This window comes from Novispirillum itersonii, from assembly GCF_014205675.1.
GTDB classification, from domain to species: Bacteria; Pseudomonadota; Alphaproteobacteria; order Rhodospirillales; family Rhodospirillaceae; genus Novispirillum; species Novispirillum itersonii_A.
Genome location: NZ_JACIIX010000003.1, coordinates 48,917 through 70,719 on the forward strand (window position 1 = coordinate 48,917; position 21,803 = coordinate 70,719).

General features: G+C 64.2%; 14 protein-coding genes. 9 read left to right on the forward strand and 5 right to left on the reverse strand.

Annotated features, from left to right (window positions below; genetic code table 11):
* The first annotated feature begins 91 nt into the window (after positions 1-91).
* Positions 92-829: a GntR family transcriptional regulator gene (locus tag FHS48_RS05290; protein ID WP_184262126.1), complete on the forward strand. Its 738-nt coding sequence runs from the start codon at positions 92-94 to the stop codon at positions 827-829.
* Between the two features lie 75 nt (positions 830-904).
* On the opposite strand, the gene FHS48_RS05295 is transcribed toward FHS48_RS05290, so the two are convergent.
* Positions 905-3,547 carry an Rne/Rng family ribonuclease gene (locus tag FHS48_RS05295; RefSeq protein ID WP_184262128.1) on the reverse strand — a complete coding sequence of 881 codons (2,643 nt, stop codon included), beginning with the start codon at positions 3,545-3,547 and terminating at the stop codon, positions 905-907.
* A 759-nt stretch (positions 3,548-4,306) separates the two neighbouring features.
* Between FHS48_RS05295 and FHS48_RS05300 the strand changes: the two genes are divergently transcribed.
* The 3 genes from FHS48_RS05300 to prfB all read left to right on the forward strand — a co-directional run bounded on the left by FHS48_RS05300 (position 4,307) and on the right by prfB (position 9,695).
* Positions 4,307-5,788 carry an N-acetylmuramoyl-L-alanine amidase gene (locus FHS48_RS05300; RefSeq protein WP_260402356.1) on the forward strand — a complete coding sequence of 494 codons (1,482 nt, stop codon included), beginning with the start codon at positions 4,307-4,309 and terminating at the stop codon, positions 5,786-5,788.
* 123 nt (positions 5,789-5,911) lie between these two features.
* Complete coding sequence (locus FHS48_RS05305; protein ID WP_184262130.1) at positions 5,912-8,458, forward strand: penicillin-binding protein 1A; 2,547 nt, start codon at positions 5,912-5,914, stop codon at positions 8,456-8,458.
* A gap of 111 nt (positions 8,459-8,569) precedes the next feature.
* Positions 8,570-9,695 (forward strand): peptide chain release factor 2 gene (gene prfB, locus FHS48_RS05310; protein WP_184262132.1). Its coding sequence is split into 2 segments (ribosomal slippage): positions 8,570-8,638 and positions 8,640-9,695, totalling 1,125 coding nucleotides; the frame shifts between segments, so codons are not numbered across the junction.
* Positions 9,696-9,788: 93 nt separating this feature from the next.
* Here the strand turns inward: prfB and FHS48_RS05315 are convergent.
* Both FHS48_RS05315 and FHS48_RS05320 read right to left on the reverse strand, forming a co-directional pair.
* On the reverse strand, positions 9,789-10,337 hold the full coding sequence (locus FHS48_RS05315; protein WP_184262134.1) for a hypothetical protein: 549 nt from the start codon (positions 10,335-10,337) through the stop codon (positions 9,789-9,791).
* A 1-nt stretch (position 10,338) separates the two neighbouring features.
* Complete coding sequence (locus FHS48_RS05320; protein ID WP_184262136.1) at positions 10,339-11,169, reverse strand: ferritin-like domain-containing protein; 831 nt, start codon at positions 11,167-11,169, stop codon at positions 10,339-10,341.
* Between the two features lie 184 nt (positions 11,170-11,353).
* Between FHS48_RS05320 and FHS48_RS05325 the strand changes: the two genes are divergently transcribed.
* Both FHS48_RS05325 and FHS48_RS05330 read left to right on the forward strand, forming a co-directional pair.
* Positions 11,354-12,298: a DMT family transporter gene (locus FHS48_RS05325; RefSeq protein ID WP_221443384.1), complete on the forward strand. Its 945-nt coding sequence runs from the start codon at positions 11,354-11,356 to the stop codon at positions 12,296-12,298.
* Between the two features lie 122 nt (positions 12,299-12,420).
* Positions 12,421-12,726, forward strand: coding sequence for a cupin domain-containing protein (locus FHS48_RS05330; protein WP_184262139.1), 306 nt, complete (start codon positions 12,421-12,423; stop codon positions 12,724-12,726).
* Between the two features lie 125 nt (positions 12,727-12,851).
* On the opposite strand, the gene gltB is transcribed toward FHS48_RS05330, so the two are convergent.
* Both gltB and FHS48_RS05340 read right to left on the reverse strand, forming a co-directional pair.
* Positions 12,852-17,387, reverse strand: a complete 4,536-nt coding sequence (gene gltB, locus FHS48_RS05335) for a glutamate synthase large subunit (RefSeq protein WP_184262597.1) — start codon at positions 17,385-17,387, stop codon at positions 12,852-12,854.
* A gap of 74 nt (positions 17,388-17,461) precedes the next feature.
* The gene (locus FHS48_RS05340; protein ID WP_184262141.1) at positions 17,462-18,913 is read right to left on the reverse strand and encodes an NAD(P)-dependent oxidoreductase; all 1,452 of its coding nucleotides are present in this window, start codon (positions 18,911-18,913) and stop codon (positions 17,462-17,464) included.
* Positions 18,914-19,306: 393 nt separating this feature from the next.
* On the opposite strand from FHS48_RS05340, the gene FHS48_RS05345 reads away from it, so the two are divergent.
* The 3 genes from FHS48_RS05345 to FHS48_RS05355 are packed head-to-tail and all read left to right on the forward strand — an operon-like array spanning position 19,307 to position 21,712.
* Positions 19,307-20,119 carry an undecaprenyl-diphosphate phosphatase gene (locus FHS48_RS05345; RefSeq protein WP_184262143.1) on the forward strand — a complete coding sequence of 271 codons (813 nt, stop codon included), beginning with the start codon at positions 19,307-19,309 and terminating at the stop codon, positions 20,117-20,119.
* Positions 20,100-21,152, forward strand: coding sequence for an adenosylcobinamide-phosphate synthase CbiB (gene cbiB / locus FHS48_RS05350; RefSeq protein ID WP_184262145.1), 1,053 nt, complete (start codon positions 20,100-20,102; stop codon positions 21,150-21,152). The genes FHS48_RS05345 and cbiB overlap by 20 nt, the downstream gene beginning before the upstream one ends.
* 8 nt (positions 21,153-21,160) lie before the next feature.
* Positions 21,161-21,712 (forward strand): invasion associated locus B family protein, encoded by a 552-nt coding sequence (locus FHS48_RS05355; RefSeq protein WP_184262147.1) that lies wholly within the window; start codon positions 21,161-21,163, stop codon positions 21,710-21,712.
* Positions 21,713-21,803: the final 91 nt, after the last annotated feature.

Genomic DNA, 21,803 nt, shown 5'->3' on the forward strand with positions numbered 1-21,803 from the left:
TGCAAAAAGGCACTCCCCAGACGTCCGTCTTGCCAGAACAGCGGGATCTGTTATTGTTCAATTGGATCCAATTGAACACTTTTGGAGCATCATGGCAACCCTTTTACCGGACTCCCCGGCCGCCATGACGGCGGGAACCGCAGCGCCTGCGCTGGAAACACTGATTGCCAAAGGCAAACCGCGATACCGGACCGCAACCGAATTCGTGGAAGCCACCCTGCGGGATGGCATCCTATCGGGACAGATTCCCGGGGGGACACCGCTGCGGCAGGAAGATCTGGCCCACCAGTTCGGCGTCAGCCGTATGCCGGTGCGGGAAGCCCTGCGCCAGCTGGAAGCCCAGGCGCTGATTGATTTCGCCCCACATAAGGGGGCCGTGGTCACAACCATTTCCGCCGCCGATGCCGCCGATCTGTTTGCGGTCCGTCTGGCGCTGGAACCGGCAGCCCTGCGCCTGTCGCTGCCACATCTGACCCCGGAAGACCTGCTGCGGGCAGCCGACAGCATCGCGGATATGGATGGGGAACGGGATCTGAACCGGATGGGCGATCTGAACCGCCAGTTCCATATGACCCTGTACTTCCGGGCCAACAGCCCCCGCCTTCTGGCGCTGGTGGAACAGCATATGGCCGTGTTTGACCGCTATCTGCGGTTTGAACTGGCTGCCCTTGGCTGGGATCATCTGAAGCAGGATGACCACCGCGCCCTGCTGGACGCCTGCCACGATAAGGACATCCCCCGCGCCGAAACGATCCTGACCGACCATCTCCGCTATGCGGATCAGGCGCTGCGGACATTTTTCGCCAAGCGGGACGGGCAGATCCCCTGAACGGATCTCAGGGCAGGCAGACACAAAAAAGGGGCCCCCTGTCGCGGGAGCCCCTTTCTTTTTGTCCAGATTTGCTTACCGGCGCCACCAGCCACGACGGGGCGGGGCATCCGGATCTTCCGGTTCCGTCACCGGCACCGGAGTCGCGGTCGGAGCGGTTTCGGCAACCGGCTCAGGCTCCCCGGCCGTCTCAATGACCACGTCATCGGCGATCGGGGCCGGAACCGCAGCGGCGTCTGCATCACCGTCAACCACAGCACCGGTCTCCCCGGCAGGCTCATCGGCCTTGCGACGGCTGCGGCTCCTGCGGACGGGCTTCTCAGCCTCATCGGCCTCGGCCTCCGCCTTCTTCCGGCTGGGGCGACGCTTGGCCGGAGCCTTTTCCGCAACCGGAACCGTGTCTTCAGCGTCTGCACTCTGCTGCGGAGCACCGTCCTCCTCAGCCAGAACGGCCTCAGAAACAGCCGCTTCAGTTGCAGCATCCGCCGCACGCACACGCCGCACCCGGCGACGGGCCGGACGGTCAGAAAGCTTCGAAGCCACCCCGGGCTCCTCCGTTTCCACCGTCACATCGCGGTCAGCGGCCCCAACATCCGACGGCTGCTCCTCAGCGTCTTCGGTCGCAGCGGCAACGTCGTCACCGGCAGCCTCATCCCCGGCGAAACCGGCTTCACCGTTTCCGTTACGGCGGCGACGGCGGCCACCGCGGCGGGACCGGCGACGGCGGCCACCCTCACGGCCATCCTCAGAGGCAAAGTCCTCAGACCCACCCTCAGAGGCCTCGACAGCATCGCTGTCATCGCCTTCTCCATCGGCCAGCTCAGCCCCTTCGGAGTCGTCGGCCTCATCGCCTTCTTCCCCGTCAGCGCGGATGCCATCGCTGCCAGCCTCGTCGTTCTCACCCCGACGCCGACGCTTACGGCGCTTGCGGCGGCGCTTGCCGTCCCCGTCACGGCTGCCGTTTTCGTTATCGGAACGGGCCTCCGAGGTCTCTTCCACCTCAACGGCTTCAAGGACTTCAACCTCGTCAACCGGATCCTCTTCGACAAAGTCATCATCGGGATCATACGGCAGCGGAGCCGGCATTTCCGGCACCGGCAGCGGATTGTCCGCCTTGACGCGGTCCATCCGGTAATCCGGGGCAATCAGGCTGTCATCGCCACGCAGGAAGGCCTGAAGGCCATAGCGGGCCTCAATCTCATCCAGCGTCTTGCGCTTGTTGTTCAGCACATACAGCGCCACCGGGGTGGCGACATGCACGGTGATTTCCGAGGAGCGGCGCCGCACGCCTTCTTCCTCGATCACACGCAGGATCTGCACCGCCGCGCTTTCCACCGAGCGGACCATGCCGGTCCCGGCGCAGTGCGGGCAGGTGTGGAAGCTGGTTTCCATCAGCGACGGACGCAGGCGCTGACGCGACAGTTCCAGCAGGCCGAAGTGGCTGATCCGGCCCAGCTGGATCCGGGCCCGGTCCTGCTTCAGGGCATCCTTCAGACGCCGTTCCACCGCCGCATTGTTCTTCGACTCTTCCATATCGATGAAGTCGATGACAATCAGCCCGGCCAGATCGCGCAGGCGCAGCTGGCGGGCGATTTCCTCGGCCGCCTCAAGATTGGTCTTGAGGGCGGTTTCCTCGATGTGGCGTTCTTTGGTGGACCGGCCGGAATTGACGTCAATCGCCACCAGCGCTTCGGTCTGGTTGATGACGATATAGCCGCCGGACTTCAGCTGCACCGTCGGGCTGTGCATCGCATCCAGCTGATTGTCCACCTGATAGCGGTGGTACAGCGGCATGGTCGGATCGCGGTACGGCTGCACCTTCTTGGCGTGGCTCGGCGTCAGGATCTTCATGAAATCCTTGGCGGTCCGGTAGCCCTCATCCCCATCCACCAGCACCTCTTCAATATCAGAGGTGTAGATGTCGCGGATCGCCCGCTTGATCAGGTTGCCTTCCTCGTGGATCAGGGCCGGGGCCCGCGACTCCATCGTGGTTTCCCGGATCTGGGTCCAGGTGCGGATCAGGTATTCATAGTCACGCTTGATCTCGGCCTTGGACCGTTCCTGACCGGCAGTGCGCAGGATGACCGCCATCTGCGACGGCACATCCAGTTCGTGCATCACCTGCTTCAGGCGCTTGCGGTCGGCGGCATTGGTGATCTTGCGCGACACCCCGCCGCCCTTGGCGGTGTTGGGCATCAGCACGCAATAGCGCCCGGCGAGGGACAGATAGGTGGTCAGAGCCGCGCCCTTGTTGCCACGCTCTTCCTTCACCACCTGCACCAGCATGATCTGGCGGCGCTTGATGACTTCCTGAATCTTGTAATTGCGGGAGATATAGGACTTCCCGCGGGACCGCGGGGCCATTTCCTCGGGATCATCACCGCCCAGGGTCTCGACGTCGTCGCCGTCGTCATCGCCGTCATCGGCATGACTGTCCGCTTCCGCCTGTAGCAGGGCCTGACGGTCAGCCATCGGGATCTGGTAATAATCGGGGTGAATTTCGCTGAACGCGAGGAACCCGTGGCGGTTGCCGCCATACTCTACAAAGGCCGCCTGAAGCGACGGCTCGACCCGGACAACCTTGGCGAGGTAGACATTGCCCTTCAGCTGTTTCTTGGTCGAGGTTTCAACATCAAACTGTTCGAGACGGGTTCCATTGACCACCACGACCCGGGTTTCTTCCGGGTGGGTAGCATCCATAAGCATGCGCTTGGCCATAAGCCTTGAGACTCCATTGCATCCCCGGCCGGGACAGGCCTCGGCGCCGGGGGCAGGTCATGACAGAAAGGCCCATGGCGCCAGGCTTCCCGCCCGTCGGCCGCCGGAAAGCGCCGGACACGCCGCAAAATGCGACTTCAGGTCCGGTCTTCGGCGCGACAGAAAGGGACAGCGGCTGCACGTGGGCCTCAAATTTCACAGGGTTGCCGAATAGGTCTCCAACCGATCTCCCCCACCGGGCACACAGGGGCCGAGACAGGGAGAACCGCCGGATCTCCGAAAAAGAGTCATTCAGAAACAAAGGGTTTCCGGACAGACTGTACAGGGAGACACCAACGGTGGGTGGCGACGGGAATTCGCTTTATAACCATAACGGTCGGGGGCCATCGGCACAACAGTTTGTTGCCCGCAAATCGACCGCATGGCCTTAATCGCCGTCTTTTTTTGCATTGCCGTCAAAAGCTGAGTCTTTTCACCCCGCTCCGCCCCCCTTCGCGGTTGAAACGGCGGACGCTTTGGTCCAGATTGGCCCTGATTTGGCGGCAGTCAGCCCCGGCACCGGACCTCTGGTCTGCCACCGGGATGTTGGCCGGGCTGTTGGGATGATCCGGTCCGGATGCCGGCCCCGTTGCGGGGCACCGGCCATTCCCGTCCCCCGACGGACCGCCGTCCGACAGCCCGACGGGCCTCCGTCCGACAGATTGAAGACACACCTTGAAGACACACCGGCAGACCTTGTCCTGAAGAACCCGCTTGCCCATGGCTGATCACCGCTTTCCCGACACCCGGACCCGCCGCCGGATGCTGCGTCGCCTTCCGTCCGCCCTGCGGACCGGACCGGATATGCCATCCTGCCCGACGGAGCCCCCGGTACGCCCCCGGCTGGCGGCGCTGACCGGCGTGTCACGCCGGGCGGTTCTGGCCGGGCTGGCCGGACTGGGCAGCCTGATAGCCTTGCCCCGGACCGGCTTTGCCGTGCCGCAGGCGATGGATGTCCGTCTGGGCAAGCCGACCCCGGATGTCACCCGCGTGGTGGTCGATGTGTCAGAGGACATGCGGTTCAGCCTGTATACTCTGGCCGACCCCAACCGCATCATCGTCGACCTGCCGGAAGTGGACTGGAAACTGAGCCGTGACGGCGTGTTCGGCGGCAGCGGGATTGTCCGCGCCATGCGCTACGGGCTGTTCCAGAGCGGAAATTCCCGCATGGTTCTGGATCTCGCCAGCCCGGCCCAGATCAAGCAGGCCTTCATGTTGCCCCCCAACGAAGGCGGCGGCTGGCGGCTGGTGATCGACCTCCAGGCCACGACGCCGGAACTGTTTGCCACCACCGCCGGACCGGAACACCGGATCGGCAGCTTCCGCCCGGCCGCCCAGACCGTGACGGAACCGACCCCGGTCTCTCAACCGGACGGACACAGCGGCAAACCCCCGGCCAAGGGCAAGGACACCCCGCAGCAGGAAGCCTCTCTGCGGTCCCCTGATCCCCGCGCCGATGCCGCCGCCGCCGACAAGACCCCGCCGAAAGGCAAGCCGCGCCCCGGCGCCAAGCCGGTGATCGTGCTGGACCCCGGCCATGGCGGGATCGACCCCGGTGCCATCGGCGTCTCCGGCGTGTTTGAAAAGAACATCACGCTGGCCGCCGCCAAGGAATTCCGCGATATCATCGCCGCTTCCGGGCGCTATGACGTCCGCCTGACCCGCGACACCGACACCTTCCTTCAGCTGCGGGAACGGATGGCGATTGGCCGGAAGTATGGGGCCTCGCTGTTCGTGTCGATCCATGCCGACACCGGGGCCCGCCCCAACGTGAAGGGTCTGTCAATCTACACCCTGTCTGAAAAGTCTTCCGACGCCGAGGCCGCCGCCCTCGCCGACAAGGAAAACAAGGCTGACATCATCGCCGGGATCGACCTCAGTCACGAAAGTGCTGAGGTCACCAACATTCTGATCGAGCTGGCGCAGCGGGAAACCATGAACATCTCGTCACGGATCGCCGATACGATCATCGACGAACTGCGCCGGGAAGTGACCCTGCTGCCGCGCTCCCACCGTTTTGCCGGATTTGCGGTGCTGAAGGCGCCGGATGTGCCCTCGGTTCTGGTCGAAATGGGCTATCTGTCCAATCCGGAAGAGGAAAAGCTGCTTCAGACCGCCGCCTACCGCGCCAAACTCGGGCGGTCGCTGCTGCGGGCCATTGACCGGCACTTTACAAACGGGCAAAAGGCCAGTCGGACCTGATGCCCCGCCGCTGACGCGGCGTGTTCTTTCGTCTTCATGACCGGCTGCCCGTTCATCACCCCTGCCGGGCGGATGCGGTGGCCTTCTCTGCTTTGGTCACAGCCTGAGGGTAAGGATACTCGGATGCTCAGGGGTTTCGCCGTTCTGCTCAGCCTGCTGTTTCTGGGCATCGTTGCCGCCGTCGCCGTCATCGGCGGCGTGTTCTGGCATTATGGCCGCAGCCTGCCCGATTACCGGCAGCTGGCAGATTATCAGCCCCCGGTCACCACCCGCCTGTATGCGGGCGACGGCCGCCTGATGACCGAATACGCCGTGGAAAAGCGCGTCTTTGTGCCGATTGATGCCATTCCGCGCCGGATCCTTGACGCCTTCCTGTCAGCAGAAGACAAAAACTTCTATCAGCATCAGGGGCTGGATCCGACCGGCCTGATCCGCGCCATCGCCGTCAATGCCCGCAACATGGGCTCTGACCGCCGCCCGGTCGGGGCATCGACCATCACCCAGCAGGTCGCCAAGAACTTCCTGCTGACCAACGAAGTGTCGATCGAGCGCAAGATCAAGGAAGCGATCCTCGCCCTGCGGATTGAGCAGTCCTTCAGCAAGGACCATATCCTTGAGCTGTATCTGAACGAAATCTACCTCGGCTTCGGGTCCTACGGCGTTGCCTCCGCCGCCCTGAACTATTTCAACAAATCGCTCGATCAGCTGACCGTCGCCGAGGCCGCCTATCTGGCCGCCGTCCCCAAAGCGCCGAACAACTACCACCCGGTGCGCAAGCATGACGCCGCGGTGGAACGCCGCAACTGGGTCGTCGACCGGATGCTGGAAAACGGCTACATCTCCGTCGCCGATGCCGATGCGGCCCGCAACGAGCCGTTGCAGGTCCGCGAGCGGGATGAGACCGAATACGTCCACGGCGGAGAATTCTTCTCGGAAGAAGTCCGCCGTCAGGTGGTCGCCGGATACGGCGAGGCATCGCTGTACAAGGGCGGCCTGACCGTCCGCACCACCCTTGACCCGACCTATCAGGGCTATGCCGAAAAAGCCCTGCAAAAGGGCCTGATCGAATACGACCGCCGCCACGGCTGGCGCGGCCCGGTGGCGACCATGGGGGATCTGTCCTCGTGGAAGGCCATGCTGGGCTCCATCGCCGCCCCCAAAGGCACCCCGGAGCGCTGGGGCCTTGCCGTGGTCCTGAAGACCGGCAAGGATGCCTCGATCGGTTTCGTCAATGGCAGCACCGCCACCATCCCCTATGAACACCTGAAATGGGCCCGCCCGCATCTGCCGGACCAGCGGACCGGGGCAGAACCGAAATCCGCCGCCGATGTCCTGAAGGCCGGGGATGTGGTGCTGGTCTCCGACACCGGCAAGCCGGGCCAGTACGCGCTGGAACAGATGCCCGACGTTGACGGGGCAATGGTGGCGATGGATCCGCACACCGGCCGCGTTCTGGCCATGGCCGGTGGCTTCTCGGCGGAACGGTCGGAATTCAACCGTGCCACACAGGCCCTGCGTCAGCCCGGCTCGTCGTTCAAGCCGTTCGTCTATCTGGCCGCGCTGGACTCCGGGTTCACCCCGTCAACGCTGGTGATGGACGCCCCGTTTGTCTACGATCAGGGTCCCGGCCTGCCGCCATGGAAGCCGAAGAACTATTCCGGGGACTACCTTGGCCCGACCACCCTGCGGGTCGGGATCGAAAAGTCCCGTAACCTGATGACCGCCCGTCTGGCACAGGCCATCGGCATGAACCGGGTGGCGCAGATGGCGGAACTGTTTGGCATCGACAAGAACTTCCCGCGCTTCCTCGCCGCCTCGCTGGGGGCCGGGGAAACCACCGTCATGCGGATGAGCACCGCCTATTCCATGCTGGCAAACGGCGGCCGCCGCATCACCCCGACCCTGATCGACCGCATTCAGGACCGCACCGGCAAGACCGTCTACAAGCATGACGCCCGCCAGTGCGAAGCCTGCAACAACACCTTCTGGACCGGGCAGGGGATGCCGGAAATCCCGGACAGCCGCGAACAGATCCTTGATCCGCGCAGCATCTACCAGATCGTCCATATCATGGAAGGGGTGGTGCAGTACGGGACAGCCACCCGCCTGAAAGTCCTGAACGTGCCGATGGCCGGGAAAACCGGGACCACCAATGACAGCGTTGACACCTGGTTCATGGGCTTTACCCCTGATCTGGTGGTCGGCGTGTTCGTCGGCTTTGACGAACCGCGCTCCCTCGGCCGCAAGGAAACCGGTACCTCCACGGCGCTGCCGGTGTTTCAGGCCTTCATGACCGATGCCCTGAAAGGCAAGCCGGTGCGTCCGTTCGCGGTGCCGCGCGGCATCCAATTCATCCGGGTGGACCACCGCACCGGGCGGATCGCGCAGGCCGGGGACAGTGATGTGGTCTACGAGGCCTTCAAGGTTGGCAACACCGCCGGGTTTACCCCGTCGCCGGTGATTGACGGTTCCGCCCCGATTGATGGCGCTCTCGGCACCGACGGCAGCGGTGACATCATGACCGAAGAAGACGGCCTCGGCCCGGCAGATGTCTACCGTGATCCGGCGGGCAACACCGCGGCCCCGGCCCCCAACCCGTTCGCCACCGGGCTGTCACAGCCACCGGCGGCCACCCCGTCCGCGACGCCGCAGGCCGGGGGCCTGTACTGATTATCCTGCCCCGCTGACCGGACGCGGTCCCTGCCCTTGGCTGTTGCCAGCGGCAGGGATCCGGCCTAAAACCGGGGTTCGTTTTTTGCCCCTGCACGCCAAGAGGACCTGATGCGCGCTGAAGCTCAACAGTTGGTCGATGAGATCAAGCAGGCGATGGCCCTGCTGAGGAGGCATCTTTGACTGGGATAACGCCCTCCTCCGTCTCGACGAAGTAAACGCGCTGGCCGAAGATCCCAATCTCTGGAACAACGCCGCCAATGCCCAGAAAGTGATGCGGGAACGCACCCAGCTGGAAAACGCCATCACCGGCTTCCGTAAGCTGGAAAAGGACCTTGACGACGCGGTGACGCTGGTCGAGCTGGGCGAGATGGAAGGCGATGAGCCGACCGTCGAGGAAGGGCTGGCCGCCCTGCGGATCCTACAGGCCGACACTGCCAAGCGACAGCTGGAAAGCCTGCTGTCCGGCGAAGCCGACGGCAACGACTGCTATATCGAAATCAACGCCGGGGCCGGCGGGACCGAGGCTCAGGACTGGGCCAGCATCCTGCTGCGCATGTACACCCGCTGGTGCGAACAGCACAACTACAAGGTGGAAGTGCTGGAAGAGTCCGATGGTGAAGAAGCCGGGATCAAATCTGTCACCCTTCAGGTGACCGGCCTGAACGCCTATGGCTGGCTGAAGACCGAAAGCGGCGTGCACCGTCTGGTCCGGATCTCGCCGTTTGACAGCGCCGCCCGCCGCCACACCTCGTTCTCCTCGGTGTGGGTCTATCCGGTGGTCGATGACAACATCGAGATCGAGATCAACGAAAGCGACTGCCGCATCGACACCTACCGCGCCTCCGGGGCCGGTGGTCAGCACGTTAACCGGACCGAGTCGGCGGTGCGTATCACCCATCTCCCGACCGGGGTGGTGGTGGCCTGTCAGACCCAGCGGTCGCAGCATCAGAACCGCGACTCCTGCTGGAAGATGCTGCGGGCCCGCCTGTACGAGCTGGAACTGCAAAAGCGCGAAGCCGCCTCGCAGGCCGAACAGGAAGCCAAGACCGATATCGGCTGGGGTCACCAGATCCGGTCCTACGTGCTGCAACCTTACCAGATGGTGAAGGATCTGCGCACCGGGGTGGAAACCTCCGACAGTCAGGGCGTTCTGGACGGCGATCTCGACCCGTTTATGGCCGCCTCACTGGCGCAGAAAATTCAGGGTTATGCCGATACCCTCGACAACCCCTGACACCCTGCATCCTGCCTGATGTAAAAACGCCCCGGACCGGTTCCGGGGCGTTTTTCTGTGTGCGGCAGAGCGCCCCGTCAGCAGGCCCGGTGATTACCGGGAATTATCCTCAACGATCAGGCCCCGGGTCATCTGGGCGAGGATCTCGCCCAGCGCCGCCCCATCGTCCCCGCCCCGGCGCGGCAGGGTGCCGGTGGCGGAGGCGTGAACCTCCGTCTTATGACAGAACGCCCCGATCAACCGGATGGTCGCCGGGTCGCCCTGCGGTTCAAGGCGGGTGCCGTCACACAGCCGCTCCGGCGCGGTGGAGGTCGGCAGATCAAAGGCAAACACCAGCCGGTACTCCGGTGCCGCCGCCTGCGCCGGATCGGCGGTGGTGGTGATCACCTTCCGCTGGATCGCCCGCGACACCGCCGCCCCGGCCTGCGCCGACACCGTGGCCGGGGTGAACCCGGACGGGGCGGTCAGCACCTGCACCAGCACCGGCCCGCGGCTGGAGGCATAATCAAAAAAGGCCCAGGTCCCGCCCGGACGCATGAAGGTCACCACCGTCTGCGGCAGATCATCACAGGCCGCAACCCCGGTCACCGCCACGGCCAGCGCCGCCTGTACCAGACGCTTCAGAAATCCCGGTCCCGCCATCTCACGCGCTCTCCTGTACGGTTTTCACCAGCGGAGTGTACCACGCCGCCGGAAATCCCGCCTGATCCCGCGCCGGTTCATTGAACGGGGCCTTCAGACCGCCGGGGAAATGGGCGGTCAGCATCGCCGCATACAGCGCCGCCGGATCGGTCCCCCGCTCCGCCGCCACATGGCGCATCCAGCGGACCCCGGCGGCGACATGCTTGATTTCATCGGCATAGATCACCTCCAGCGCCGCCACAACCACCTCTTCGCCCTGCGCCCGCAGGCGCTCAACCGTCGACGGCGTGGTGTCCAGCCCCCGGGCCTCCAGCGTCATCGGCACCACGGCCAGACGGGCGGCGAGATCATGGGCGGTCTTTTCCGCCGCCTGCCACAGCCCGTCATGGGCTGGCATGGCACCGTAAAAACTGTCATAGCGGCGCAGGGTGGCCTCCAGCAGGTCGAAATGCTCGGCCTCCTCCACCGCCACCTGCACCCAGTCGTCATAAAAGGCCCGGGGCAGAGCCTGATCGGTAAACCGGGCGATGATGTCCCACGCCAGATCAACGGCATTCAGCTCGATATGCGCCAGCGCGTGCAGCAGACCGGCCCGTCCCTTGCCGGGACCGGTCGAACGCTTGGGCATTTCGCGCGGCGGCAGAAGCAGCGGAGCCTCCGGCCGGGCCGGTCGGTCCGGCGGCAAAGCGGTGCCAATCTCCGCAATCTCCCCGGTCGTCCAGGCGGCGGCGATCCGGCGGGTGAGATGGCCTTTTTCCGCCGGGTCCGCCGTGGTCAGCACCAGAACGGCAGCAGCGGCAAGGGTTCCGGGCAGGGGCGTCAGGTCAGTCATCGCGGATCTCCTGTCAGTCTCGACATGGCCGTACCCTGAAGCGCCCCACCCCGTCAATCCGCGTTCCTGTTTTACCCCATTCATAATTTTTTCTAAGGATCAGCCTTAGCAAGTTCCGGGCTGCCAGACCCCGGTGAAGAGATTATGTTTCCCAATTGTTCCCCCCTTTCCCTGCGAGGCCATCATGGGACCGTCCCCTGCCGCATCCCCCCTGACCATGGATGGTCGGGACTGGGGTATTCTGCTGTTTCTGTCGGTCCTGTGGGGAGGGTCCTTCTTTTTTGTCGGTGTGGCGGTCAAAGGCCTGCCGCCGTTCACCATTGTCGCCCTGCGGGTGGTGATCGCCTCCGCCACGCTGTGTCTGGTGCTGTGGGCGCGGGGGATGCCCCTGCCGTTCGAACGGCGGACCCTCGGGCTGTTCCTGACCATGGGCCTGCTGAACAATGCGATCCCCCAGACCCTGATCGTCTGGAGCCAGACCCATATTGCCAGTGGCGCGGCCTCCATCCTCAATGCCACCACTCCGCTGTTTACGGTGCTGATCGCCCACGCCTTCACCCGCGATGAACGCCTGACTCCGGCCAAGCTGGCCGGGGTCGGCATCGGGTTTGCCGGTGTGGTGGCGATGATGGGGCCGGATGCCATGGCCGGACTCGGCACCAACCTGCTGGCACAGGGAGCAATCCTGATTGCCACCTTCTCCTATGGTCTGGCCGGGGTTTATGGGCGGCGCTTCGTGCAGTACCAGCTGCCGCCGCTGACCACCGCCGCCGGAGCTCTGATGGGGGCCAGCCTGCTGCTGGTACCGCTGTCACTGGCCTTTGAAGCACCGTGGGCCCTGCCCCCGGCGGGGCTGGATGTCTGGGGGGCGGTGCTGGGTCTGGCCCTGCTGTCCACCGCGCTGGCCTATGCCCTGTTCTACCGGCTTCTTGGCCGGGCCGGAGCCTCCAACCTGTCGCTGGTCACCTTCCTGATCCCGGTCAGCGCCATCCTGCTGGGCGCACTGGTTCTGGGGGAAACTCTGGAAACCCGCCATCTGGTCGGGATGGCCCTGATCGGATCCGGCCTTGCCGCCCTTGATGGCCGCCCGCTGCGCTGGCTGAAACCGACCCCGGCGACCAACGGCTGAGCCCGGTCAGAGGAGAGGAACAATTGCGTCCTACCGGACATGATCCGGCTGGAGGAGGCGCGTTCCCCTGCCCTATTCTGCCCCTCCGGACACCCCAGCCCCCCAGAAAGGAAGACTCCCCCATGGCCATCAACCTGATCAGCCTTGCCCATACCCTGCCCAAAGAATGGCAGGGCCACCGGGCAGGCAGCCTTGAAGGAACCGCCCTGAAGCTGTTCCGCATGGAGGGCACCGCCCTGCCCGAGGAATGCCACCCCGATTACACCGAGATTTTCATCGTCCTTGAAGGCGAAATGCATCTGGTGGTCAACGGCGAGACGGAAACCCTGCGCGCCGGAGACATGCGGCACATTCCCCCCTCAACCCCGCACAGCGTTCTGGCGGGCAGCCGGGGGGTGCTGATGATCCTCGACAACGAACCGGCCTGATCTCTCCGGCAGACAAAAAAAGGGCCCATCGGGAAAACCCGATGGGCCTCAAGTTTTGCTCAGAGACTCAATCCGTCTTGCTCACCGGACCGGACAAGGGTGGCCAGTATCCGGTCCACCTGATGTCAGGCACGGGCTTGCGCGGTGGATTGGGCCGACACCGGCACCTCCAGCTTGTCGACCATTTCTTTAGGCACGACATGCCAGAACTTGCCGATCTCACGCTCCCAGTTCACCAGCAGACGCTCGGCGAAGCGGGAATTGGTTTCACGCACATGCTCTTCGATCAGCGACTTGAGCATGGACTGGTAATGCGGAACCTCCATCCGGACCCATTCGACCGAGTCGGGGTTGACCCGGATGTCAAACAGGTTGGAGTCATCGTACACGAAAGCCATGCCCCCGGTCATCCCGGCACCGAAGTTGGCACCGACATCGCCCAGCACGACCACCGTTCCGTTGGTCATGTATTCGCAGCCGTTGGAGCCGCAGCCTTCGATCACCGTCAGGGCCCCGGAATTGCGCACCGCAAAGCGCTCCCCGGCCTGACCGGCGGCAAACAGTTTACCAGACGTTGCCCCGTACAGCACAGTGTTGCCGATGATGGTGTTGTGATTTGACTGCAACGGGCTCGACACCGGCGGACGGACCACGATGGTGCCCCCCGACAGCCCCTTGCCGACATAGTCGTTGGAGTCGCCGAACACTTCCAGCTTCAGGCCCTGTACGGCGAAGGCCCCCAGAGACTGACCGGCAGACCCGCGCAGACGCACGGTGATATGGCCCGGCTGAAGGCCGGTCATGCCGTACTTCTTGACGATCTTGTGCGACAGCTTGGTGCCGACGGCACGGTCGGTATTGCGCACGTTGTAGGCCAGCTGCATCTTTTCGCCGTCCTCAAGGGCCGGGCGGGCATCCTCGATGATCTGGGCGTCCAGCGTTTCGGCGACTTCGTTGCGGCCTTCAACGGTGTTGACGGTCGGCAGCCCGCCGGAGTCGGCCTGCACCAGCAGCGAGTTCAGGTCGAGGTCGTCAAGGTGCGACGCCCCACGGGAGACCTGATAGAGCAGGTCGGTGCGGCCAACCACCTCATTCAGATGCTTGAAGCCCAGTTCGGCCAGAATCTGGCGGACTTCCTCGGCGATGAAGGTGAACAGGTTCACCACCTTCTCCGGGGTGCCGGTGAACTTGGCCCGCAGCGCCGTGTCCTGAGTACAGACCCCGACCGGGCAGGTGTTGGAATGGCACTGCCGGACCATGATGCAGCCCATGGCGATCAGGCTGGTGGTGCCGACGGCGAATTCTTCCGCCCCCAGCATCGCCGCAATCACCACATCGCGGCCGGTCTTGATGCCGCCGTCGGTCCGCAGCTGCACCTTGTGGCGCAGGCGGTTCAGCGTCAGCACCTGATGCGCTTCCGACAGGCCCATTTCCCACGGCAGACCGGCATACTTGATCGAGGTCTGCGGGCTGGCCCCGGTGCCGCCGACGTGACCGGAGATGTGGATCACGTCCGCCTTGGCCTTGGCCACCCCGGCGGCGATGGTGCCGATGCCGGAGCGGGACACCAGCTTGACCACCACGCGGGCCGAGGGGTTGATCTGCTTCAGGTCATAGATCAGCTGGGCCAGATCTTCGATCGAATAGATGTCATGGTGCGGCGGCGGCGAAATCAGCATCACGCCGGGGGTGGAATGCCGCAGCTTGGCAATTTCCACCGTCACCTTGAAGCCGGGCAGCTGCCCGCCTTCGCCGGGCTTGGCCCCCTGCGCCACCTTGATCTCGATTTCACGGCACTGGTTCAGGTATTCCGCCGTCACCCCGAAACGGCCGGAAGCCACCTGCTTGATCGCCGAATTGGCGTTGTCGCCATTCGGGCGCGGCCGGTACCGGCTCGGGTCTTCGCCGCCTTCCCCGCTGTCGGACTTGGCACCGATGCGGTTCATGGCAATGTTCAGGGTGCCGTGCGCTTCCGCCGACAGCGCGCCCAGCGACATCGCCGGAGTGATGAAGCGCTTGCGCAGCTGGGTCACCGACTCGACTTCGTCAATCGACACCGCATGGGTGGCCGGACGGAAATCCAGCAGATCGCGGACGCTGATCGGCGGCAGCCTGCGCAGGCCTTCCGAATACTTCTTATACAGCATGAAGCTGTCGGTGGAGACCGCCGACTGGAGGGTGTGGATCAGCGTGCCTTCAAAGGCATGGGCTTCCCCGGCGTTGCGACGGTAGCGGTAGAACCCGCCGACCGGCAGCACCGCCGCCGAAGTGCCGAACGCCTTGTTGTGCTGTTCCAGCACCTTCTTCTGGATCCCGGCCATCCCGATCCCGGAAATGCGCGACGGCATGCCCGGGAAGAATTCCGCCACCAGAGAGCGCGACAGACCGATGGCTTCGAAGTTCAGGCCGCCACGGTAGGAGGAGATCACCGAGATCCCCATCTTTGACATGATCTTGCGCAGACCGTCGTCGATGGCCTTCTTGAAGTTCTTCAGCGCCTTGTCAACCGGCAGGTCAACAAACAGGCCCCGGCGATGCCGGTCCTTGATCGCCTCTTCGGCAACATAGGCATTGACGGTGGTGGCGCCGACGCCGATCAGAACCGCGAAGTAATGGGTGTCCAGACATTCACCGGAGCGCACGTTCAGGCTGGTGAAGGTGCGCAGCTGCTGGCGGATCAGGTGGGTATGCACCGCCCCGGCGGCGAGGATCATCGGCAGCGGCGCCCGGATGGCGCTGGCCTTCTCGTCGGTCAGGATGACGTGGGTACAGCCGCCGCGCACGGCGTCTTCCGCCTCGCGCTGGATGTAGGTGATGGCGTCACGCAGGGCATTTTCGCCGCCGTTGACATCAAAGGTACAGTCCACCACCGCAGCGGTTTCGCCCATGTAGTCCCGCATGGCGAAGAATTCCGCCGTGGTCAGCACCGGACTTTCCAGCTGCAACAGGTCGCACTGGCTGGGATCTTCATCGAGAATGTTGCCGAGGTTGCCGAGGCGGGTGTTCAGGCTCATCACCCGGGTTTCGCGCAGCGGGTCAATCGGCGGGTTGGTGACCTGCGAGAAGTTCTGGCGGAAGAAGCAGTGCAGACCCCGGTAGTTTTCCGACAGCACCGCCAGCGCGGTGTCATCGCCCATGGAGCCGACCGCTTCCTTCCCCTCTTCCACCATCGGGGTCAGGATCAGTTCCATGTCTTCCAGCGTCATGCCATGGCCGAGCTGGCGGCGACGCAGGGTATCGCCATCCAGACGGGCATCGGCAACGCCGGAGCCCTTGATCAGGCTGTCGAGATGGGTGATGCGGTTGGTCCAGTCCCCGAAGCTGGCGCGGCTGCCCAGTTCGTCCTTCAGGTCGTTGTCGCGGAAGAACTTGCCTTCCAGCAGATCAATGCCCAGCACCTGACCGGGGCCGACCCGGCCCTTTTCGACCACGGCGGTTTCGTCAACGCGGACCATGCCGGTTTCCGACCCGACGATCAGCAGGCCGTCGCCGGTGATGGTGTAGCGCAGCGGGCGCAGACCATTGCGGTCCAGACCGGCCACCACCCAGCGGCCATCGGTGGCACACAGGGCGGCCGGGCCATCCCACGGCTCCATCACGCAGTTGCAGTAGGAGAAGAAGGCGCGGTGCTTTTCCGACATCACCGCGTTCTGGATGATGCTTTCCGGCACCAGCATTGCCTTGACCACCGGGGCCGGACGACCGGCGCGGACCAGCAGCTCGAACACGTTATCGAGGGCGGCGGAATCCGACCCGCCCGGCTGGATGATCGGCTTCAGATCTTCAATCCGTTCGCCGAACACCGGGCTGGACAGGCGGGTTTCGTGCGCCTTCATCCAGTTGGCATTGCCGGACAGGGTGTTGATTTCCCCGTTATGCGCCAGCATGCGGAACGGCTGGGCCAGACGCCAGGTCGGGAAGGTGTTGGTGGAATAACGCTGGTGATAGATCACGAAGGCCGAGACGAAGCGCTCATCCTGAAGGTCGGGATAGAACACATCGACATGCTCGGCGAGGAACATGCCCTTGTAAATGATCGAGCGCGACGACAGGGAGCAGATATAGAACTCGGTCAGGTTCTCGCTCTGCGCCTGCTTTTCCATGCGGCGGCGCAGGACATAGAGATCGGTTTCAAACTGCTCATCCGACACCCCGCGGGTGTTGGCGATCATGATCTGCTCGATCTCGGGGCGGGTGGCGTTGGCCTTTTCCCCGATCACCGAGATATCCACCGGCACCTGACGCCAGCCAAGGATGCTGTAGCCGTAGTGCAGGATTTCGGACTCGACGATGATGCGGCAGCGTTCCTGCGCTTCCATATCGTTCTTCGGCAGGAACACCATGCCAACGGCCAGACGGCGCTGGCCCGGCTCGCTGCCGCCACGGCGGATGTGTTCCTTGAAGAATTCCTGCGGCACTTCCACATGGATGCCGGCCCCGTCGCCGGTCTTGCCGTCGGCATCAATGGCACCGCGGTGGAACAGCACCTTCAGGGCGTTGATCCCGGCTTCCACCACCTGACGGCGCGGCTTGCCATCAATGGCAGCGATCAGGCCGACGCCGCAGGAGTCCAGTTCCTGCGCCGGGGAATACAGATGGGCGGCCTCCAGCTTTGCGGCATTGGCCTGCCAGTCGGCAACAAAGCGTTCCCCGTCGGTCATTCCGTGCTGAAGGGCATGGGCGGACACCGCCTGCGGCAGAATGGAGTCGATCTTGGTCATGGTCGGTATCCCTCTTACTCGGCGGCAGCGCGGTCGCTGAGCGACTTCTGGTTCAGATAGGCGGAAATGGCGGCGGCGGAGTCCCGGCCATCCCGGATGGCCCACACCACCAGCGAAGCCCCGCGCACGATATCCCCGGCGGCGAACACACCGTCCAGCGTGGTCATGGTGCTGCGCGGATTGACCTTCAGGGTGCCCCACCTGGTGACGGTCAGTTCTTCCTGCGCGAACATCTGCGGCAGGTCTTCCGGCTCGAACCCCAGCGCCTCGATCACCAGATCGGCAGGCATGATGAACTGAGAGCCTTCCAGCGGCTGCGGCGACTGGCGGCCCGAGGCGTCGGCGACCCCCAGATGCATCCGCACGGCGCGGACGCCGGAAACGGTATCGCTGGTGCCTTCGTTCAGCAGCGCTTCCGGCGCTGCCAGCCAGACAAACTCGACACCTTCTTCCTCGGCATTGGCCACTTCACGCTGGGAGCCGGGCATATTCTCGCGGTCACGGCGGTAGACGCACTTAACGCTCTTCGCGCCCTGACGGATGGCGGTGCGCACACAGTCCATGGCGGTGTCACCGCCGCCGATCACCACCACATCCTTCCCGGCGGCATTCAGCTCGCCGGAGGTGAAGGCGGCGACACTGTCACCAAGGCTGACCTTGTTGGAGGCGGTCAGGTAATCCAGCGCCTTGGCGACACCCTTCAGGCCGGAGCCCGGAATGGCCAGACCCCGCGCCTTATAAACGCCGGTGGCGATCAGCAGGGCATCATGGCGGGCCCGCAGGGTGGCGAAGGAAACGGTCTTGCCGACAGTGGTGTTGGGGTGGAACACCACACCGGCCTGCTCCAGCCGGTCAACCCGGCGCTGCACCACATCCTTTTCCAGCTTGAAGCCGGGGATGCCATACATCAGCAGGCCGCCCATGCGGTCGTAGCGGTCATAGACATGCACGGAAAAGCCCTGCTTGCGCAGTTCTTCCGCCGCCGCCAGACCGGCCGGGCCGGAGCCGATGATTCCCACGGACTCCCCGCGCTCGGCCTGCGGTACAATCGGTTCCACCCAGCCTTCGGCCCAGGCGGTGTCGGTGATGTACTTTTCCACCGCCCCGATGGTCACCGCCCGGTGGGTCGACTGCTCCAGCACGCACGACCCTTCACAGAGACGGTCCTGCGGACAGATGCGGCCACAGATTTCCGGCATCGAGTTGGTGGCCGACGACAGCTCGTAGGCTTCCTTCAGGCGGCCTGCCGTGGTCAGCATCAGCCAGTCGGGAATATTGTTCCCCAGCGGACAGTGGATCTGACAGAACGGAATGCCGCACTGCTCACAGCGCGAGGCCTGCTCCCCGGCCCGGTCGGGCTGGAAGCCGGTGTAGATTTCATTGAAATCCTGTTTGCGATCGGTCGCTGACCGCTTCTCCGGCATCTGCTGATCCAGACGGGTGAACTGCATCATCTTCGGCGACATCGATCGGCATCCTCTCTCTGGGGGGCTGCCCTGCTTCGAGGCAGGGATTTTAGCCCGGACTGCGCCCGATGGGGCACACACCCCGGCAGGAAATAAAAATTCCCTAGGACAGTCAGAAGCGTAATCTTAAGTCGCAAACCCGGATTAAAATCGCAGGGTCTGCGGTGCATGTTTCGTATACCCCCATCGAAAGCCCCGATCAAGGGAAAAAACCGAGATAGTTCACATTTGATTACCATTAAGACGCCATACTTGCGAACGCACCGCAACGCACCGCCCGAACGGCCCGCGCGCCGCCAAAAATTAGTAAACATTTGCGAACCATATCGCCCCTTTGTGCTTTTTCAACAAGATGATAAAAATTCGCCACGATCCACATGATGGGAGCGGGCGGTGACGCTTCTACAAATTCTGGTGTTTGCGCTCATTCATGGTCTCACCGAATTCCTGCCGGTGAGCGCGACAGCCCATCTGATGCTGATTCCGCTGGTCACCCAGTGGCCGCCGACCGACCTTGAGCTGGATATCGCGGTCCGGATCGGCACGCTGGCTGCGGTCTGCCTGTACCTGTGGCGGGACATCGGCGGCATGACCGCCGGGCTGTTCCGGGTCCTGAAGGGCAAGCGCGACCGGCGGGCCCGGCTGTTCTGGCAGCTGGTCACCGCCACCGTGCCGGTGATCGCCGCCGGGGCCGCCCTGAAGCTGTGGCTGCCGCTGGAGACCCTGCGCAGCCTGACCGTGGTCGGCTGGTGTACCCTGGGCTTCGGGGTCCTGCTGTGGGTGGTGGACCGCCTGTGCCTGACGATCAAACGGCTGGAACACCTGACCTTCCTGGACTCTCTGGTCATCGGTGTGGCGCAGGCCATTGCCTTCCTGCCCGGGGCCTCCCGCGTCGGGCTGGCGCTGACCACCGCCCGCATGTACGGCTATGAACGCCGGGATTCCGCCCGCCTCGCCATGCTGCTGTCGGTTCCCACCATCATCGGCACCACCATGCTGGTCGGCTATGACCTGTGGCTGCATCAGGGGTTTCACTTCGGCAACAGCTCGCTGATCGCCATGGGGCTGGCCTTCGCCGTCAGCTTCCTGACCATCGCCTTCCTGATGAGCTGGCTGCGCCGCCATTCCTTCGGCCCCTTTGTGCTGTACCGGATGATTCTCGGTCTGATCCTGCTTGGCTTCGGCTATGGCATTTTCCAGTTCTGAGACAGCCTCCCTGCTGTCGATGACCGAACCGGCGCTGCTCGCAGGCGCAGGGGTGGCAGCCGCGCTGATCCTTGATGCCCTGATCGGCGATCCCCCGGCCCTGTACCGCCGGGTCCCCCACCCCGTGGTTCTTTACGGCCACCTGATTTCCGCCCTTGAGGCCCGCCTGAACCGGAGCACACTCAGCTCCATCCGGCGGCGGGGGCTTGGCATCCTGCTGCTGCTGATCCTGCTGACGATCAGCGCGGGCCTTGGGCTGGCCCTGACATGGGCCGCCGGACACTGGCCCGCCCTGCATGCCGTCAACGCCCTGATCGCCATGACCCTGATTGCCCAGAAGAGCCTGTACCAGCACGTCGTCGCCGTTGCCGATGCGCTGGATCACGGGGGCCTCAACGCCGGGCGGACGGCGGTGTCGATGATTGTCGGGCGCGATGTCACCCAGCTCGACACCGCCGGCGTCAGCCGCGCCGCCATCGAAAGCGCTGCCGAGAATTTTTCCGACGGCGTCACCGCCCCGGTGTTCTGGCTGGCGGTGGCCGGTCTGCCCGGCCTTCTCGCCTATAAAGCCGTCAACACGCTGGATTCGATGGTCGGGCACCGGTCAGAGCGCTACCGGGAGTTTGGCTGGGCCTCCGCCCGCTTTGATGATCTGGTTAACCTGATTCCGGCCCGGTTCTCGGGTCTGCTGCTGTGCCTGTCCGCCGCCCTGATCCCCGGGGCCCGGGCCGGAACGGCCCTGCGCGTGATGCTGCGAGATGCCGGAAAACACCGCAGCCCCAATGCCGGATGGCCCGAATCCGCCATGGCCGGTGCCCTCGGCCTGAAACTGGCCGGGCCCCGGCTGTATCCGGGATACCGGGTCGATGATCCCTTCATCGGCGACGGCACCGCCGCAGCCTCCGCCGCCGACATCCGCCGCGCCCTGCGGCTGATGGTTCTCTCCTGCCTGCTGAATGGCATCGCCGCCATCATCCTGACGCTTGCCGTCCACCGGATGACGGCCCTATTCTGGGGCGCGCCCCCGACCTGAGGTTCCGCATGCCCCGCAAGTTCCGTCTGCTGCTGTGTTTTACCGCCCTGTCCACCCTGATGGCCACCACCATCCCCTCCCCGGGTCGGGCGGCTGACACCAAGACGCTCGGGTCGTTTGGTCCGTGGAGCGCCTATTCCTTCACCGAAAACGGCAAACAGGTCTGCTATATGGCCGCCCGCCCGGTGAAGGCTGAAGGCAACTTCGCCAGCCGGGGGGATATCTATGCCCTGATCACCCACCGGCCCGGCCAGAAATCCTTCAATGTCTTTTCCATCGTTGCCGGATACGCCTATTCCACCGACAGCGAGGAGCAGGTGCAGGTCTCCATCGGTAAACGGAATTTCAAGCTGTTCACCCAGGGGGAACGGGCGTGGACCCATGACGACAAGACCGATCTGGCCCTGACCGAGGCGATCCGTAAAGGCGGGGCCGAGATGGTGGTGCGTGGCAAATCGGTCCGCAATGCCGAGACCACCGACACCTACGCCCTGACCGGCGCGGCAAAGGCACTGGAAGCCATTGATTCCGCCTGCGGCGTTAAACCCGGCGGATCGTAACACCTGCCGGGGGTTATTCTGCCTCCGGCAAGCACAGGCAGACCTTTTATTCCACACCGGTAAAAACCGGCAAATCACCACGAATAAAAGG

What these genes read in the sequence shown, in the direction of transcription:
- FHS48_RS05290 (WP_184262126.1), top strand. Translation starts at nt 92, where the DNA reads ATGGCAACCCTTTTACCGGACTCCCCGGCCGCCATGACGGCGGGAACC.
- FHS48_RS05295 (WP_184262128.1), bottom strand. Translation starts at nt 3,547, where the DNA reads ATGGCCAAGCGCATGCTTATGGATGCTACCCACCCGGAAGAAACCCGG.
- FHS48_RS05300 (WP_260402356.1), top strand. Translation starts at nt 4,307, where the DNA reads ATGGCTGATCACCGCTTTCCCGACACCCGGACCCGCCGCCGGATGCTG.
- FHS48_RS05305 (WP_184262130.1), top strand. Translation starts at nt 5,912, where the DNA reads ATGCTCAGGGGTTTCGCCGTTCTGCTCAGCCTGCTGTTTCTGGGCATC.
- FHS48_RS05315 (WP_184262134.1), bottom strand. Translation starts at nt 10,337, where the DNA reads ATGGCGGGACCGGGATTTCTGAAGCGTCTGGTACAGGCGGCGCTGGCC.
- FHS48_RS05320 (WP_184262136.1), bottom strand. Translation starts at nt 11,169, where the DNA reads ATGACTGACCTGACGCCCCTGCCCGGAACCCTTGCCGCTGCTGCCGTT.
- FHS48_RS05325 (WP_221443384.1), top strand. Translation starts at nt 11,354, where the DNA reads ATGGGACCGTCCCCTGCCGCATCCCCCCTGACCATGGATGGTCGGGAC.
- FHS48_RS05330 (WP_184262139.1), top strand. Translation starts at nt 12,421, where the DNA reads ATGGCCATCAACCTGATCAGCCTTGCCCATACCCTGCCCAAAGAATGG.
- gltB (WP_184262597.1), bottom strand. Translation starts at nt 17,387, where the DNA reads ATGACCGACGGGGAACGCTTTGTTGCCGACTGGCAGGCCAATGCCGCA.
- FHS48_RS05340 (WP_184262141.1), bottom strand. Translation starts at nt 18,913, where the DNA reads ATGTCGCCGAAGATGATGCAGTTCACCCGTCTGGATCAGCAGATGCCG.
- cbiB (WP_184262145.1), top strand. Translation starts at nt 20,100, where the DNA reads ATGGCATTTTCCAGTTCTGAGACAGCCTCCCTGCTGTCGATGACCGAA.
- FHS48_RS05355 (WP_184262147.1), top strand. Translation starts at nt 21,161, where the DNA reads ATGCCCCGCAAGTTCCGTCTGCTGCTGTGTTTTACCGCCCTGTCCACC.